The sequence below is a fragment of the Aeromonas sp. S2(2024) genome, from assembly GCF_041402505.1.
GTDB classification, from domain to species: domain Bacteria; phylum Pseudomonadota; class Gammaproteobacteria; order Enterobacterales; family Aeromonadaceae; genus Aeromonas; species Aeromonas media.
Genome location: NZ_JBGLRL010000018.1, coordinates 1 through 17,722 on the forward strand (window position 1 = coordinate 1; position 17,722 = coordinate 17,722).

Below are 17,722 nucleotides of genomic sequence, written 5' to 3' on the forward strand. Positions count from 1 at the left end.
CGGCGATGTCGCCCGGGCGCCTGGGCTCGATGCGATAAGGCAGTGGCTTGCCGCAGGCGGCTGAGAACGCCGCCACCATCTGCAGCACGCTCTGGCCCTGGCCCGTGCCCAAGTTGTAAGGGTGGACGCCGCCTCGCCCCGCACAGTGGTGCAGCGCCTTGACGTGCCCCTCGGCGAGATCCATCACATGGATGTAGTCGCGTACCCCGGTGCCGTCCGGAGTGTTGTAATCGTTTCCAAAGACCGAGAGGCAGTCGCGACGGCCAATGGCTACCTGGGTGATATAGGGCATCAGATTGTTGGGAATACCCTGGGGATCTTCCCCCAGGGTGCCGGATTCGTGGGCGCCGACCGGGTTGAAGTAGCGCAGCAGGGTCATGCTCCAGTGGGGCTCGGCGGCCTGCAGATCCTCGAGGATCTCCTCGATGATCAGCTTGGAGCGGCCGTAGGGATTGGTGGCGCTGCGCGGGAAATCTTCCCGGATGGGGGTGCTGGCCGGGTCGCCGTAGACGGTGGCCGAGGAGCTGAACACCAGGTTGTGAACCCCGGCCCGCTTCATCGCCTGCAGCAGCACCAGGGTGCCGCTCAGGTTGTTCTCATAATATGCGAGGGGGATCCGGGTCGATTCGCCGACCGCTTTCAGGGCGGCGAAGTGGATCACTGCGTCGATCTGCTGCTCGGCGAAGATGCTGTCCAGCAGTGCCGGGTCACGGATGTCCCCCTGATAGAAGCGGGGCCGCTGCCCGCTGATGGCGGCAACCCGTGTCAGCACGGCGGCCTTGCTGTTGCAGAGGTTGTCCACCACCACGGGTTCCATGCCTGCCGCCTGCAAGGCCAGACAAGTGTGGCTGCCGATATAGCCGCAACCGCCGGTCACCAGTACTCTCATCCTCTTCTCCACCGTTTGCGCCTCACGCAAGGAAAGCCTGAGCAGGAGTCTAGCCGAGGGGCTGGCGGGTAAACTGTGAACCGGTTAACAAATAGATGGAAACGTTTACATATCCTTGTATGGCGATAAATGCATCGACATGGCTTTCCCCCCTGTTATCAGTGACATTGCTCGGTATAATGGCGCCATATCGAACCGTGAAATAAGTGAAAACAGCATGAGCACCATCAAGGATGTCGCCCGTTTGGCCAACGTATCGGTGGCAACGGTTTCACGGGTGATGAACAACTCACCCAAGGCCAGTGCCGCCTCCCGCGAGGTGGTGCAGAAGGCCATGGCCGAACTGGGCTACACCCCCAACGCCAACGCCCGGGCCCTGGTCAGCCAGACCTGCGACACCATGGGCGTGGTGGTCGGTGACGTGGCAGATCCCTTCTTCGGGGCTCTGGTCAAGGGGGTCGCCGGGGTGGCGGTGGAACAGGGGCTGCACCTGCTGATGGGAAATGGTTTTCACCGCGCCCAGCAGGAGCGGGAAGCCATCGATCTGCTGATCGGCAAGCGCTGCGAGGCGCTGGTGGTGCACAGCAAGGCGCTCAGCGACGAGGAGCTCATCGACTATGCCCTGCGGGCCCCTGGCATGGTGCTGATCAACCGCGACATTCCGGGTCTGAGGGGTCGCTGCATCGCCCTCAACAACCGGCAGGGGGCCGCCACCGCGACCCGCCATCTGCTGGAACTGGGGCATCGCCACATCGCCTTCCTCAGTTCGGATCATGCCATCGAGGATGCCATGCTGCGCCATCAGGGTTATCAGGATGCCCTGGCCGAGGCGGGCCTGAGCGCCGATCCCGAGCTGGTGGAGAGCGGCATGCCCAATGAAGAGGGCGGTGAGCGCGCCATGCTCAACCTGCTGGCCAAGGGGTTGCCCATCACGGCGGTGGTGGCCTACAACGATGCCATGGCGGCAGGCGCCATCTCGGTACTGGCAGACAATGGTCTCAAGGTGCCTGAAGAGGTCTCGGTGGTGGGCTTCGATGACATCATCTATGCCAGATACCTGAGGCCCAAGCTCTCCACCATGCGTTATCCCATCGAACTGATGGCCGCCCAGGCCGCCAAGCTGGCGTTGCAACTCGCCGCAGGAGAGAGCGAGACGGTGCAGAGCCGGATCTACACCCCGACCCTTATCAACCGCCACTCGGTGGCGCCCGTCAGGCTCTGATCGTTGCGTCTCCTTGCCGCCTTCTGACGGTGGATTGGGGGCAGTTGAGTGGCAGCCTCTGATGACTCGTCCTAAAAGTTTCCATTCGAAACTCAATATATCTCTCTTTTTCCACGGTTCCCCCGTCCGGATCATCCTGTTTCAGCCTGACTATCCTACGGAGCGTTCTTTTACCCTCATTTAGCTAATTTTTACTCTGTTTTACTTAACAAAACAGGTGTAATCGTTTACATCTGTGTGAGCGGGATCGCCGATCATCGGGCAAAACTCCCCTACACTGCATGCGTTATCGGCGTTCATGCAGGGAGAGAGAAGAATGCTCAGGGAGATAGTGGCCCGTCAGGACTGGCAGACCCAGGCGATTACCTCGGTGAATCGTCTGCCTGCCCATACCCCCTTGTTCAGCTGGCGCAGCGAGGCCGATGCCCGTGCCGGGCTCCCTTCGCCGTCCCGCATGCTGCTCGACGGCGACTGGCGTTTCTCCTTCTTCGGGGCCCCCGAGCTGGTGCCCGAGAAGTGGCTGAACGAGGATCTGCCCGACTCGACCCTCATCAGGGTACCTGGCAACTGGCAACTGCAGGGGTTTGATCGCCCCATCTATACCAACATCAAGTACCCCTTCCCCTGCGATCCGCCCCGGGTGCCGGCAGAGAATCCCACCGGCTGTTATTCCCGCGAGTTTGAACTGTCCGCCGACTGGCTGGCCAGCGGTCAGACCCGCATCATCTTCGACGGGGTGGACAGCGCCTTCCATCTGTTCTGCAACGGCCGCTGGGTCGGTTACTCCCAGGACAGCAGACTGCCCGCCGAATTCGATCTCGGCGACTTCCTGCAGGCAGGCACCAACCGGCTGGCCGTGCTGGTGCTGCGCTGGTCCGATGGCTCCTATCTGGAGGATCAGGACATGTGGCGCATGAGCGGCATCTTCCGCTCCGTCAGCCTGTTGCACAAACCCGAGCGCCGGCTGCTGGACGTGCGGCTGACCCCGGTGCTGGACGCCTGCTACCGGGATGCCCGTCTCAAGGTGGCGCTGCAGGTCAATGAAGGCGCCGGGCTGGCGGTGGAGGCGAACCTCTATTTCGGTGAGCAGCCGGTTGCCCGCCTGCGTCAGCCCCTCGGTACCGGCCACATCGACGAGAAGGGCGCCTACACAGACAGAGCCGAGCTGTGGCTGGAGGTTGCGGCTCCCCACAAGTGGAGCGCCGAGACGCCGCATCTGTATCGACTGACCCTGACCCTGCTGGACGAGCAGGACGAGCCCATCGAGAGCGAGGCCCATGACGTGGGTTTTCGGGCGGTGGAGATCAAGGGCGGCTTGCTGAGGGTCAACGGCCAACCGCTGCTCATTCGCGGCGCCAATCGCCACGAACACGATCCCGCCTTGGGCCATGTGGTGACCCCGGCCGCCATGGAGCAGGATCTGCGGTTGATGAAGCAGCACAACTTCAACGCGGTGCGCTGCTCCCACTACCCCAATCATCCCGAGTTCTACCGACTGTGTGACCGGCTCGGCCTCTATGTGGTGGACGAGGCGAACCTGGAGACTCACGGCATGACCCCCATGGGGCGGCTGGCACAGGATCCCGCCTGGAGCAACGCCTTCCTCGAGCGGGTCACCCGCATGGTGGCGCGTGACTTCAATCACCCCAGCATCATCATCTGGTCGCTGGGCAACGAATCCGGCTATGGTCCGGCCCATGACGCCATGTACCAGTGGGTCAAACGGGCCGATCCGAGCCGCGCGGTCCAGTACGAAGGGGGTGGAGCCGATACCCCGGCCACCGACATCATCTGCCCCATGTATGCCCGCACCCATCAGGATCAGCCTTTCCCGGCTGTGCCCAAGTGGGCGCTGGCCAAGTGGATAGGTCTGCCGGAAGAGACCCGACCGCTGATCCTCTGCGAATATGCCCACGCCATGGGCAACAGCCTGGGGGGTTACGCCCACTACTGGCAGGCGTTTCGCGATCATCCCCGTCTGCAAGGCGGTTTCGTGTGGGATTGGGTGGATCAGGGGCTAGACCAGCAGACCGATGATGGCCGCCATTTCTGGGCCTATGGTGGTGATTTCGGCGATCTTCCCAACGATCGCCAGTTCTGCTGCAACGGCCTGCTGTTCCCCGATCGCACGCCGCATCCCGCCTTGTTCGAGGCGAAGCGGGCCCAGCAACCCTTCGTGCTGTCCTTGGTAGGCCAGAAGCCGCTGACGGTGGAGGTCCATAGCGAATACCTGTTCCGCCCAACGGACAACGAAGTGCTGCGCTGGCAGCTGCGGGAGGACGGAGTGGTGCTGAGCCAGGGCGAGTGCCCGCTCGCGCTGGCGCCCCAGGGCAGCGTGACGCTGACCCTGCTGGAGCGGCTGCCGGGATTTGCCGCAGGCACCCTGGCCTGGCTGGATCTGGCCATAGTGCAGCCCACCGCCACGGCATGGGCCGGGGCGGATCACGAGGTGGCGCGCCAGCAATGCATGCTGCCGACCCCTCTGGCCATGCCTGTTACCCGGGCGCCCGCCTCATTGAGCGAGCAGCCGGACCACTGGCTGGTGCGTGCTGCGGGCAGCGAGTGGCGGCTGGACAAGGCCAGCGGCCGTATCAGCAGTTGGCAGAAGCAGGGCCGTGAACAGCTGCGTGACGCCATCGCCGATCACTTCTGCCGGGCGCCGCTTGACAACGACATCGGCACCAGCGAGGCGGATCACGCGGATCCCAATGCCTGGATTGCCCGCTGGCAGGAGGCCGGGCTCAATGATCTGCAGCACCGCTGCCTCGGCCTGGAGGCGAGCCCGGCTCAGGGTCTCATCACGGTGCTTCATGGCTACTTCGTGGCCGACGAGCTGAAGATACTGACCCGCTGGCACCATAGCTTTGATGCCGATGGCGTCATGGCGCTGCACATCGAGGTGGAGATCGCCGCCGACATGCCGTCGCTGCCCCGCATCGGCGCCAGGCTCTGGCTGGCCGGCGAGGTCGACGAAGTGAGCTGGCTGGGGCGCGGTCCCCACGAGAACTACCCGGACAGGCTGCTTGCCGCCGACCTCCATCGCTGGCAGCTGCCGATTGCGGCCCTGCACACCCCCTATGTGTTCCCGACCGACAACGGATTGCGTTGCGATACCCGTCAGCTACGGCTCGCAGAGGTGAGCATCGAGGGCAAGTTCCACTTCAGCGTCAGCCACTACAGCCAGCAACAGCTTGCCCAGGCCCGTCATCAGACCGATCTGGTGGCCCAGGGGGGAGTGCACCTCTGTCTGGATGGTTTCCACATGGGTGTAGGGGGTGATGACTCCTGGAGCCAGAGCGTGCGGCCTGAATTCTGGTTGTTGCCTGGAAGTTACAGCTGGAACTGCATTTTTCGCTAGATGGACTAGTCTTGGATGGTGAGGCTTCGAAGGAGGCCTTAACTTACATAACTATTTAATTTTTAACAATATTGCTTCTATGTAACAGAGTGTAAACGTTTTCATTTTGTTGCCATGATCACAGACCGTCACACAACAAACTGATTACATTAGGCTGGCGCCAGTTCAAACGGTGTACAGCATTCCCTACAAAAACAGATATTAGAGATCGGAGCATAACAATGAAAAAACTCACGACAGTTGCCACCTTGCTGATGGGACTGATGGCGGGAGCACAAGCCCAGGCCGATACCCGTATCGGTGTCACCGTCTACAAGTATGACGACAACTTCATGGCGGTAGTGCGCAAGGCCATCGAGAAGGAAGCGGTAGCCAATCCCGGTGTGGAGCTGCTGATGAATGACTCCCAGAATGACCAGTCCAAGCAGAACGACCAGATCGACGTGCTGCTGGCCAAGGGCGTGAAGGCGCTGGCCATCAACCTGGTTGACCCGGCTGCGGCCCCTGTCGTGATCGAGAAAGCCCGTGCCGACGAGATCCCCGTGGTGTTCTACAACAAGGAACCGAGCGCGGCCGATCTGGCCAGCTATGACAAGGCCTACTACGTGGGTACCGACTCCAAGGAGTCAGGGATCATCCAGGGCCAGCTGATCGCCAAGCACTGGAAGGCACACCCGGAGTGGGATCTGAACAAGGATGGCGTCATCCAGTTCGTGCTGCTCAAGGGCGAGCCGGGCCACCCGGATGCGGAAGCCCGTACCACCTACGTCGTCAAGACCCTGAATGACGGCGGCGTCAAAACCGAACAGCTGCACATGGATACCGGTATGTGGGATACCGCCATGGCGAAAGACAAGATGGACGCCTGGATCTCCGGCCCCAACGCCAACAAGATCGAAGTGGTCATCGCCAACAACGACGGCATGGCAATGGGTGCTGTTGAATCCCTGAAAGCCCAGGGCAAGACTGCCATTCCGGTGTTCGGCGTCGATGCCCTGCCGGAAGCCCTGGCCATGGTCAAGAGCGGTGCCATGGCGGGTACAGTGCTGAACGATGCGGCCAACCAGGCCAAGGCGACCTTCGAGCTGACCAAGAATCTGGCTGAAGGCAAGCCGGCCGGTGAAGGCACCAACTGGAAGATCGACAACAAGGTCGTGCGCGTTGCCTACGTGGGCGTAGACAAAGACAACCTGTCCCAATTCGAGTAATTCCTCCCCTTAGGGCAAGGGAGATCCCCTTGCCCTTTTTTCAACCAGATGTGATGGCTGATATGACAACACGGCAACAATCAGAATGGCTGTTGGAGATGATTGACGTCAGTAAGAGCTTTCCTGGCGTCAAGGCACTCGATAATGTCAATTTACGGGTCCGTCCTCATTCTGTGCATGCGTTGATGGGCGAGAATGGCGCAGGGAAGTCCACGCTGCTCAAGTGCCTGTTCGGCATCTACGAGAAGGATCAGGGCAAGATCTTCTTCAAGGGCGAGGAGGTCAACTTCACCTCTTCCAAAGAGGCGCTGGAAAATGGCGTATCCATGGTGCACCAGGAGCTGAACCTGGTATTGCAACGCACCGTGATGGACAACATGTGGCTCGGTCGCTATCCCACCAAGGGCTGGTTCATCGACCACGGCAAGATGTATGACGACACCAAGCGCATCTTCGACGAGCTGGACATCGACATAGACCCCCGGGTCAAGGTCGGCACCCTCTCCGTCTCCCAGATGCAGATGATCGAGATCGCCAAGGCATTCTCCTATGACGCCAAGATCGTCATCATGGACGAACCCACCTCCTCCCTGACCGAGAAAGAGGTCAACCACCTCTTCAAGATCATCAACAAGTTGAAGGACAAGGGGTGCGGCATCGTCTACATCTCCCACAAGATGGAAGAGATCTTCCAGCTCTGTGACGAGATCACCATATTGCGGGATGGCCAGTGGGTGGCGACCCAGCCGCTCGAGGGCATGACCATGGATCAGATCATCGGCATGATGGTCGGTCGTGAGTTGACCCAGCGCTTCCCGGAGAAAACCAACCAGCCGAAAGAGGTGATCCTCGAAGTCGAGCACCTGACGGCCAAGAACCAGCCCTCCATCAAGGACGTGAGCTTCAACCTGCACAAGGGGGAGATCCTCGGCATCGCCGGTCTGGTGGGGGCAAAGCGCACCGACATCGTCGAGACCCTGTTCGGCATCCGCGATCACAGCGACGGTGTCATCAAGTTGCACGGCAAGGAGGTCGCCAATCGCAACGCCCATGAGGCGATCCAGAACGGCTTCGCCCTGGTGACGGAGGAGCGCCGCTCCACCGGGATCTACTCCCGTCTCGATATCGCCTTCAACTCCCTGATCGCCAACATGGACAGCTACAAGGGATCCATGGGGCTGCTCAGCGACAACAAGATGAAGAGCGATACCCAGTGGGTCATCGACTCCATGCGGGTCAAGACACCGACCCAGCAGACACAGATTGGCTCCCTCTCCGGGGGCAATCAGCAGAAGGTCATCATAGGCCGCTGGCTGCTGACCCAGCCGGAGATCCTGATGCTGGATGAACCGACCCGGGGCATAGACGTCGGGGCCAAGTTCGAAATCTACCAGCTCATCCTGGAGCTGGCGAAGAAGGACAAGGGGATCATCATCATCTCGTCCGAAATGCCCGAACTGCTGGGGATCACCGACCGCATCATGGTGATGAGCAATGGCCGGGTCGCCGGGATCGTCAATACCAAAGAAACTGACCAGAGCGAGATACTGCGCCTGGCATCTCTGTACCTCTAGAGACAGGAAGACATTTATGGAGTCGGCTAAAAATTTCAATCTGATGCAGGCGCTCAAGGAAAACGCCATCTACCTGGTGCTGCTGGTGCTGCTCATGGTTATCGTGATCCAGGAGCCCTCCTTCCTGAGTCTCACCAACCTCAGCAACATCCTGACTCAGTCCTCGGTGCGGGTCATCATAGCCCTCGGGGTGGCGGGGATCATCATCACCCAGGGGACGGATCTGTCGGCCGGTCGTCAGGTCGGTCTGGCGGCGCTGATCGCGGCCACCATGCTGCAGGCCCTGACCAACGTCAACAAGGTGTTCCCCAGTCTGGGTGAAGTACCCATTCCGGCGGTGATCCTGTTGGTCTGTGCGGTGGGTGCGCTGATCGGTCTGGTCAACGGCCTGATCGTGGCCTACCTGAACGTGACGCCCTTCATTACCACTCTGGGCACCATGATCATCGTCTACGGCATCAACTCCCTCTATTTTGATTCGGTGGGTGCCTCTCCGGTGGCTGGCTTCGACCCTCGCTTCTCCAGCTTCGCGCAGGGCTTTATCCGGATAGGAGGATTCAAGCTTTCGTACCTGACCTTCTATGCGGCCATCGCCAGCGTCTTCGTCTGGGTGCTGTGGAACAAGACCCGCTTTGGCAAGAACATCTTTGCCATCGGCGGCAACCCGGAAGCTGCCAAGGTCTCCGGCGTCAACGTGGCGGTCAATCTGGTGATCATCTACGCCCTGGCCGGTGTCTTCTACGCCTTCGGCGGCATGCTGGAAGCAGGCCGGATCGGCAGCGCCACCAACAACCTCGGTTTCATGTATGAACTCGATGCCATCGCGGCCTGCGTGGTGGGCGGTGTCTCCTTTGCCGGTGGTGTAGGGACTGTCGCCGGTGTCATCACCGGGGTACTCATCTTTACCCTGATCAACTATGGTTTGACCTATATCGGGGTCAGCCCCTACTGGCAGTTCATCATCAAGGGCGGCATCATCATTCTGGCGGTTGCCCTGGACTCAATGAAGTACGCCAAGAAGAAGTAAGCATTGGCAGAGAGGGCCGGTCATGTTCCGGCCCTTTCTATTTGGAGGGACCCACCCCATGCCATTCAAAGTCAAAATCAACGTTCTGCTCCTGCTCGCCATCCTGGTCACCATCGGCACCGCCTGGTTCAGCGTCAATCACTTCATCAGTGGCTACATCCGCACCCAGGCGACCCAGAACATCAACGAGCAGATCACCCTGGTCAAGGAGAAGCTGGCCGGTGACATCAACCAGAAGGTGCTGCTGGCGGCGAATCTCAACCTCGGGGTGACCAGCGTCAAGAAGGCGCTGCAGGAGACCGGTTTTCACAACATCGTCAAGCTGATCGGTGACATGGCGTTCGACGTGAACGGGGTCATCGACGACAAGGCCAGGGTCGAGGCTCTGCGCAAGCTGATCCCCGCCGCCAACAACCAGATCACCGTCAGCCCGCTGGAGCAACTGGACGGCAAGCCGGTGATCTCCATCCTGGTACCCCGTGGTGCCGATTCCGCCTATCTCTATTACCTCGACATGAGCGAGTTCAAGGCGCTGCTGGCGAAGGTGAGCGGGGAGGGGCGTTACTTCTCCCTGAGCGACAGTCAGGGCCAGGTACTCTACAGCAGCAAGCCCCAGGGAGAGACGGAGAGCCGTCCCAACAAGCTGGATATCCGCGGTAGCAGCTGGACCCTGACCGGCTATATCGATCTCGACTACATCCGGGCCATGACCCAGGCGCTCAACGGCAAGATCACCCTGGCCCTGCTTGGGGTGGCTGCCCTGGTGCTGCTGATCTCCATGGTGGCCCTCAACCTGGCCTATCGCCCCATCCTCTCCCTGCGCGATCTGGTGCAGGAGCTGTCCCGGGGCAGCGGTGATCTGACCCGCCGTCTGACGGTGACCAGCACGGACGACCTCGGCCAGATCTCGGCCGGCATAAACCGCTTCATCGAGCGGTTGCAGGAAATGATGGGAGAGGTGCGCCAGGCCAGCGGCCAGCTCAATGAGGGGATCTCGGGTCTGGCCAGGCAAACGGGGTCGGCCCAGGGGCTGCTGGCCGAGCATGTGCGGGAGACGGAGCAGGTCGTCACCGCCATCAACGAGATGAGCCGCACCGCCGTCTCGGTGTCGGAGAGCGCCGCCAGTACGGCCCAGCTGACCGGTCAGAGCCAGCAGTTGGCGAGCCAATCACGCAGGGTGGTGGATCAGGCCATGACCAGCGTCACCGCGCTGGTGACGGAGGTGGAAGCCACTGCCCACTCCATCACCGCCATGCAGCAGGATGTGCAGCAGATAGGCTCCATCCTGGGGGTCATCGGCGGCATCGCCGAGCAGACCAACCTGCTGGCGCTCAACGCCGCCATCGAGGCCGCCCGGGCCGGTGAGCAGGGGCGCGGGTTTGCCGTGGTCGCCGATGAGGTGCGATCCCTGGCGGGTCGTACCCAGAAGAGCACCGCCGAGATCCAGACCATGCTGACCCGGTTGCAGCGGGGGACCCAGACCGTGGTAGCGGCCATGGGGAACACCCGGCAGAGCTGTCAGGATGCGGCAGAGAACACCAGCAAGGTGAATGCATCGCTGGATCTGATGGCGGGGGAAGTGGTGGAAATCAACGATCTCATCAGCCACATCGCCACCGCGGCGGAGCAGCAGAGCGCGGTTGCCGAAGAGATCAACCGCAACATGAGCGCCATCGCCGAGGTGATCACCCAGCTCAAGGGCAATGGCGAGAGGACGGTGGAGAGCTCGACCTCCATGCAGCACACCTATGACAGGCTGCGGGAGATAGTGGGGCACTTCCGGCTGGAATAAGGTCGGCTGGACTGGTGATGGGCACCCTGGCCGCCGTGGTCAGGGTGGCAGCTCACCGGGAAAGCGTGAAAAATTCCCAAAAAAAGATGGGGGCGACTTGCGTCGCCCCCGATAGTCTTATCGTTCATATCCTTGAACGAAGTTGCTCCCTGCAATCCCTGACTATACCTCTTCCTTTAGGTTTCCCCTTCCCAATCCTTTGGGGTGTCCTTTAGCCATCATGGCCTGACGAGTCATCCGTTCCCGTCGCACTTTCTCCGTCCTGGGAGGTGTCCTTTACCACATCCTGTGGTGAGTCAATTTGCCCAACCCTGGCAGCCAGTCTTCCTGACCGACTTCATTGCGTCCGTGCAGGAGTAACTATAAGGATTTCCCGGAGGACGACAACGGCATGCTGAAAAACGTTTTTTCGAAACTCGTTTCTCGAGAAATGATAATGATTATATTTCTTTTAAAATCATTATGTTGTGATTTTTAAGTGCGGTTTTTTTGCTCTACTGTTCCGACTATGGCGAGAATTTTTGAGGCGCTTCACTTACGCCACCTATGGCGAATGTCTCACAGCTCGTTTAACTGAGGTTCAGAAAAGTCACCAGGGTCAGAGTCGATCGCGGATAGGCGAGCCGGGGCCGACAGCATCCAGGGGCAGGGGTACCTGTGCCAGGTTGGGTTGAGGGGGGGCACGGAGGGTTGCATGGGGTTGCTGGCCGGAAGCGGCTAACAGGAGCTGGCTATCGGGGGAGGGGTATACCGGCGTGGGGAGCTGACAAGCCAGGAGGAGGGATCCTCCCCCTGGGGCAGTATCAATGGTGCTGCTGGCCGCCATGCTGTTGGCACAGATAGGCGGGGAGCAGCTTCTGGGGAGCCTGGTCAATATGGCACACCACCAGCGGCATGGCGGGGGCGCCCTGGGCCTGAACCAGGGTCGGGGCCATGGGCAGAACCAGGGCGACCAGCAGAAACAGCGATTTGATCTTCATGGTTATCTCCTTGGTGATAGAAAAACAGTGTGATCCTGATCACTTTCTGAGTTAAGGCGAACCGGGGAGCTGCGCAAGGTGGCGCAATAAATTCAACTAATGAAAAAACTTTAAAACCTGGATGCAATGGGCCTGGTGAGAAAAGCATCGTCAGGATGCGATCAGAATGCATATCCATATAAAGGAGATGTGATGAGCACCCTGATACAGAGGGCTGTCCGTGCGGGTTGGGGCCGATGCCATGATCTGGGATAAGAGATGGATTATTCAGGCGAAGGAATGAAGATGACTATTTATGTGGCCAGTGGAGGGAGTATTTATGAGGATAAATGCATGGATAAGAGTATAAAATTCAAAAGAAAAATAAAAAACCATTAATGCATTGATTTTATTGATTATTTTTAATGTGTCATATCCATTTGTAGATATCTCTCATGAATGAAAACGGTATCTCGGTGAAATAAATGCTGCCTTTATTGCGTAATAATGCGGCCGGCATTAATGGGTAAATGTCATTTATGTAAACTCCATCATAAATTAACTCCTGATTTTATTCAGTATCGAGTGAATGTGATCAATGTCCAAGTTTGCGTTGATTGCTAGTCCTAACCTCTGTCACGAAAGGCAAGGGCAGGATAGAACACAAGCTGATTACCCTACATAAAGAATATCCCGCCTTAGCCACGAGACAGAATAGAAGGAATCTATTCAATCACTCGCAGGGACCACTGCTAGACGGAATATAATCATGAGCAAATTTTATGTAGGTTCTGAAGTTGGCCAGTTGCGCCGCGTCATGTTGCACCGCCCCAACCTCAGTCTGAAGCGTCTGACCCCCTCCAACTGCCAGGATCTGCTGTTCGATGACGTCCTGTCCGTTGAGCGCGCCGGTCAGGAGCACGACAAATTCGCTCAGGTGCTGCGCGATCAGAATGTCGAAGTCTTCCTGCTGACCAACCTGCTGGCGGAAACCCTGGATGTACCGGAAGCCAAAACCTGGCTGCTGCAGCATCAGGTCTCCGACTATCGCCTCGGCACCGCGCTGGCCAACGACGTGCGCTGCTTCCTGGCCGACATGCCGCACCGCGAGCTGGCCCGCATCCTCTCCGGCGGCCTGACCTACTCCGAGATGCCCTACAGCGGCGTCAACATGGTGGTCGGCATGCACGCCCCAACCGATTTCATCATCGAGCCGCTGCCCAACCACCTCTTCACCCGCGACACCTCCTGCTGGGTCTACGGCGGCGTCTCCATCAACCCCATGGCCAAGGCCGCCCGTCGCCGCGAGACCAACCATGTGAAGGCCATCTACCGCTGGCACCCGCAGTTCGCCGGCCAGGACTTCATCAAGTACTTCGGTGACGAAGACCGCGACTACGACAACTCCACCATCGAGGGGGGCGACGTCCTGGTCATCGGCCGCGGCGCCGTGCTCATCGGCATGTCCGAGCGCACCACGCCGCAAGGGGTGGAACACCTGGCCCGCGGCCTGTTCAAGCACGGCCAGGCCAAGCAGGTCATCGCCATGCAGTTGCCGAAACACCGCAGCTGCATGCACCTCGACACCGTCATGACCCACATGGACATAGACACCTTCTCCGTCTATCCGGAAGTCATCCGCAAGGACGTGAACTGCTGGAGCCTGACCCCGGGTGGTGCCACCGGCATGAACATCAAGGAAGAGGGTTACTTCGTCACCGCCATCGAGAAGGCGCTGGGGGTGGATCAGCTCAAGCTCATCACCACGGGCGGCGACAGCTTCGAGGCCGAGCGCGAGCAGTGGAACGACGCCAACAACGTGCTGACCGTGCGCCCCGGCGTGGTGGTGGGTTACGAGCGCAACACCTACACCAACGAGAAGTACGACAAGGCCGGCATCACTGTGCTGCCCATCCCGGGTGAAGAGCTGGGACGTGGTCGCGGCGGCGCCCGCTGCATGAGCTGCCCGATGGAACGTGACGGCATCTGACAAGACGGCGTGGCGCCGGCAGAGGCTGGTGCCACACTCACCAAGACTCGAGAGTAACACCATGAAAAAACCAACTGTCGTCGTCGCCCTGGGTGGCAATGCCCTGCTCCGTCGTGGCGAGCCCCTCGAAGCTGACATCCAGCGCAAGAACATCGCCACCGCCGCCAAGACCATCGCCCTGATCGCCCAGGAGTACAACGTGGTGCTGGTGCATGGCAACGGTCCGCAAGTCGGCCTGCTGGCCCTGCAGAACAGCGCCTACACCAAGGTCTCCCCCTATCCCCTGGATGTGCTGGGCGCCGAGTCCCAGGGCATGATCGGCTACATGCTGATCCAGGAGCTGAAGAACCTGATGCCGAGCCGCAACGTCACCGCGCTGCTGACCCAGGTGCAGGTCGACCCCGAGGATCCGGCGTTCGCCAACCCGACCAAGTTTATCGGCCCGGTTTATGAAGAAGTGGAGGCCCGTGCCCTGGCTGCAGAGAAGCACTGGTCGGTCAAGGCCGACGGCAAGTTCTTCCGCCGCGTGGTGCCGTCCCCGCTGCCTCAGCGCATCGTCGAAGGTGACGCCATCGAAACCCTGATCGCCCAGGGCCACCTCATCATCTGTACCGGTGGTGGCGGCATCCCGGTGACCTGGGATGGCCAGAGCCTGACCGGTATCGAGGCCGTCATCGACAAGGACATGTCTGCCGCCTACCTGGCCAAGCAGATCAAGGCCGACGCCCTGCTGATCCTGACCGACGCCGATGCCGTCTACCTGGATTGGGGCAAGCCGACCCAGCGTCCGCTGCGGGTCACCAGCCCGGACGAGCTGGCCGGGGTCAAGTTCGATGCAGGCTCCATGGGACCCAAGGTCGAGGCCTCCTGCGAATTCGTCAAGGCGACCGGCGGCATGGTCGGCATCGGCTCTCTGGAAGATGGCCTCGCCATCCTCAAGGGTGAAGCCGGCACCAATATCGTCGCCACCCATACCGTGAATGCCTGAGTAACCGAACAACTTTGTAATGTGTACTGCGTAGTCAATGACACTGCCCAAATTGGTCTGAACAAATATAGAGAGAACTCATCATGGCTTTTAATCTGCGTAACCGTAACTTCCTGAAACTGCTGGACTTCACCCCGCGCGAAATCCAATACATGATCGATCTGGCCATCGACCTGAAGAAAGCCAAATACGGTGGCTATGAGCGTAAACACCTGACCGGCAAAAACATTGCCCTGATCTTCGAGAAGACCTCCACCCGTACCCGCTGCGCGTTTGAAGTGGCGGCCTTCGACCAGGGCGCCCAGGTCTCCTACCTCGGCCCAAGCGGTTCCCAGATCGGCCACAAGGAGTCCATGAAGGACACCGCCCGGGTGCTGGGCCGCATGTATGACGGCATCGAGTACCGTGGTTTCGGTCAGGAGATCGTCGAAGAGCTAGGCGCCCATGCCGGTGTACCGGTCTGGAACGGTCTGACCAACGAATTCCACCCGACCCAGATCCTGGCCGACTTCATGACCATGCTGGAGCACGGCAAGGGCAAGCGCCTGGATCAAATCAAGTTCGCCTACCTGGGTGATGCTCGCAACAACATGGGCAACTCCCTGATGGTCGGTGCCGCCAAGATGGGCATGGACATCCGCCTGGTTGCGCCCAAGGCCTTCTGGCCGGAAGAAGAGCTGGTCGCCAAGTGCCGCCAAATCGCCGAAGAGACCGGCGCGCACATCCATCTGACCGAAGACGTGAAGGAGGGGGTGCTGGGTACCGACTTCCTCTACACCGACGTCTGGGTTTCCATGGGTGAAGCGAAAGAAGCCTGGGATCAGCGCGTCAAACTGATGACCCCGTATCAGATCAACATGGACGTCATCAACGCCACCAAGAACCCGGATGTGAAGTTCATGCACTGCCTGCCGGCGTTTCACAACGACGAGACCACCATGGGCAAGGAAGTGGCTGACAAATACGGCATGAAGGGTCTGGAAGTGACCGAGGACGTGTTCGAATCCGAGCACAGCATAGTATTCGACGAGGCCGAAAACCGGATGCACACCATCAAGGCAGTGATGGTTGCTACGCTGGGCGACTAAGGTCGCAGTAGTGGTGCCGGGGGGTGACCCCCGGCTTTTCGACCATGTGACAGCGGCATAATACCTCTAACCCTACGACCCGCAGATACATGGATACCGCACCACAGAAGGAAGCTGGACCATGACCAAATTCAAGTTCCCGTCAGCCTACACCATATTGTTTGTGCTGATCGCCCTGGTGGCCGCCCTGAGCTGGATAGTGCCGGCCGGCAAATACGACATGGTAATGAATGAAGCCCTCGGCAAGGAAGTGCCGGTGGCCGGTACCTACAAGCTGGTGGATGCCAATCCCCAGGGGATAGTCGACGTGCTGCTGGCACCCATCGACGGCCTCTACAACCACGACACCTATGAGGCAGGCGCCATCGACGTCTCCCTCTTCATCCTGATCATCGGCGGCTTCCTTGGCATTGTGACCAAGACAGGTGCTATCGATGCCGGTATCGAGCGCGTCACCGATCGTCTGCGTGGCCGCGAGGAGTGGATGATCCCGATCCTGATGGCGTTGTTCGCCGCAGGGGGCACCATCTACGGCATGGCGGAAGAGTCGCTGCCCTTCTACACCCTGCTGGTGCCCGTGATGATGGCCGCCCGCTTCGACCCGGTCGTGGCTGCCGCGACCGTGTTGCTCGGCGCCGGCATCGGTACCCTGGGCTCCACCATCAACCCGTTCGCTACCGTGATCGCCGCCAACGCCGCTGGCATCTCCTTCACCGACGGCATCTGGCTGCGGGTCGCCATGCTGGTCGCCGGCTGGCTGCTGTGCGTCGCCTATGTGATGCGTTATGCCAAGATGGTGCGCAACGATCCCAGCAAGTCCCTGGTGGCCGACAAGTGGGAAGAGAACCGCGCCCACTTCCTCGGCAACAAGAGTGACGAGATGCTGGAGTTCACCCTGACCCGCAAGATCGTGCTGGGTATCTTCGTCGCCGCCTTCGCCGTGATGATCTACGGGGTGGCCGTGCTCGGCTGGTGGATGGCGCAGATCTCCGGCGTCTTCCTGGCCGCCGCCATCATCGTCGGCCTCATCTCCCGCATGAGCGAGGAGGAGCTGACCTCCAACTTCATCGACGGTGCCCGTGACCTGCTCGGCGTGGCCCTCATCATTGGTATCGCTCGCGGTATCGTGGTGGTGATGGACAATGGCATGATCACCCACACCATCTTGAACAGCGCGGAAGGGATCGTCACCGGCCTCTCCACAGTGGTGTTCATCAACGTGATGTTCGTGCTGGAAGTGGTGCTCTCCTTCCTGGTGCCGTCCTCCTCCGGTCTGGCGGTGCTGACCATGCCGATCATGGCGCCGCTCGCCGACTTCGCCAACGTGGGTCGCGAGCTGGTGGTGACCGCTTACCAGTCCGCCTCCGGTCTGGTGAACCTGGTGACTCCGACCTCCGCCGTGGTCATGGGTGGCCTGGCGATTGCCAAGGTGCCCTATGTACGCTGGCTGAAGTGGGTGGCGCCCCTGCTCGGTCTGCTGACCGTGCTGATCGTGGCCTGCCTGAGCCTGGGGGCCATGCTCTCCTGAGGGATGACAAGCAAGACGCAACGGGAGCCTGAAGGCTCCCGTTTTTTTATGGCCACAGGATGACAGGCAACAAAAAGGCGACCCAGGGGTCGCCTTGCT

At 60.0% G+C, this 17,722-nt stretch carries 12 protein-coding genes; 10 read left to right on the top strand and 2 right to left on the bottom strand.

Annotated features, from left to right (window positions below; genetic code table 11):
* Nucleotides 1–889, bottom strand: an 889-nt coding sequence (gene galE, locus ACB039_RS16325; RefSeq protein ID WP_371166038.1) for a UDP-glucose 4-epimerase GalE, incomplete at its 3' end; no start/stop codon positions are given.
* A 217-nt stretch (nt 890–1,106) separates the two neighbouring features.
* Here galE and ACB039_RS16330 point away from each other — a divergent pair.
* The 6 genes from ACB039_RS16330 to ACB039_RS16355 all read left to right on the top strand — a co-directional run bounded on the left by ACB039_RS16330 (nt 1,107) and on the right by ACB039_RS16355 (nt 11,070).
* The gene (locus ACB039_RS16330; RefSeq protein ID WP_005328123.1) at nt 1,107–2,111 is read left to right on the top strand and encodes a substrate-binding domain-containing protein; all 1,005 of its coding nucleotides are present in this window, start codon (nt 1,107–1,109) and stop codon (nt 2,109–2,111) included.
* A gap of 316 nt (nt 2,112–2,427) precedes the next feature.
* Entirely contained in the window at nt 2,428–5,469 is a 3,042-nt protein-coding gene (locus tag ACB039_RS16335) for a beta-galactosidase (RefSeq protein WP_371166039.1), read from the top strand.
* A gap of 221 nt (nt 5,470–5,690) precedes the next feature.
* Nucleotides 5,691–6,677, top strand: coding sequence for a galactose/glucose ABC transporter substrate-binding protein MglB (mglB, locus tag ACB039_RS16340; RefSeq protein ID WP_041206574.1), 987 nt, complete (start codon nt 5,691–5,693; stop codon nt 6,675–6,677).
* Nucleotides 6,678–6,730: 53 nt separating this feature from the next.
* Nucleotides 6,731–8,251, top strand: a complete 1,521-nt coding sequence (gene mglA / locus ACB039_RS16345) for a galactose/methyl galactoside ABC transporter ATP-binding protein MglA (RefSeq protein WP_041206573.1) — start codon at nt 6,731–6,733, stop codon at nt 8,249–8,251.
* Between the two features lie 16 nt (nt 8,252–8,267).
* On the top strand, nt 8,268–9,278 hold the full coding sequence (gene mglC, locus ACB039_RS16350) for a galactose/methyl galactoside ABC transporter permease MglC (RefSeq protein ID WP_041206572.1): 1,011 nt from the start codon (nt 8,268–8,270) through the stop codon (nt 9,276–9,278).
* 58 nt (nt 9,279–9,336) lie between these two features.
* On the top strand, nt 9,337–11,070 hold the full coding sequence (locus ACB039_RS16355) for a methyl-accepting chemotaxis protein (RefSeq protein WP_371166040.1): 1,734 nt from the start codon (nt 9,337–9,339) through the stop codon (nt 11,068–11,070).
* Nucleotides 11,071–11,873: 803 nt separating this feature from the next.
* Here ACB039_RS16355 and ACB039_RS16360 read toward each other — a convergent pair.
* Complete coding sequence (locus ACB039_RS16360) at nt 11,874–12,050, bottom strand: hypothetical protein (protein ID WP_163148392.1); 177 nt, start codon at nt 12,048–12,050, stop codon at nt 11,874–11,876.
* A gap of 748 nt (nt 12,051–12,798) precedes the next feature.
* Between ACB039_RS16360 and arcA the strand changes: the two genes are divergently transcribed.
* The 4 genes from arcA (at nt 12,799) to ACB039_RS16380 (ending at nt 17,623) form a co-directional block, all read left to right on the top strand.
* A complete protein-coding gene (arcA, locus tag ACB039_RS16365; RefSeq protein WP_042078763.1) occupies nt 12,799–14,019 on the top strand; it encodes an arginine deiminase in 1,221 nt (406 codons plus the stop codon).
* A gap of 61 nt (nt 14,020–14,080) precedes the next feature.
* Nucleotides 14,081–15,007, top strand: a complete 927-nt coding sequence (gene arcC, locus ACB039_RS16370) for a carbamate kinase (protein ID WP_371166041.1) — start codon at nt 14,081–14,083, stop codon at nt 15,005–15,007.
* Between the two features lie 83 nt (nt 15,008–15,090).
* Nucleotides 15,091–16,095: an ornithine carbamoyltransferase gene (gene argF, locus ACB039_RS16375; RefSeq protein WP_371166042.1), complete on the top strand. Its 1,005-nt coding sequence runs from the start codon at nt 15,091–15,093 to the stop codon at nt 16,093–16,095.
* A gap of 121 nt (nt 16,096–16,216) precedes the next feature.
* On the top strand, nt 16,217–17,623 hold the full coding sequence (locus ACB039_RS16380; protein WP_270823899.1) for a YfcC family protein: 1,407 nt from the start codon (nt 16,217–16,219) through the stop codon (nt 17,621–17,623).
* Nucleotides 17,624–17,722 lie beyond the last annotated feature (99 nt).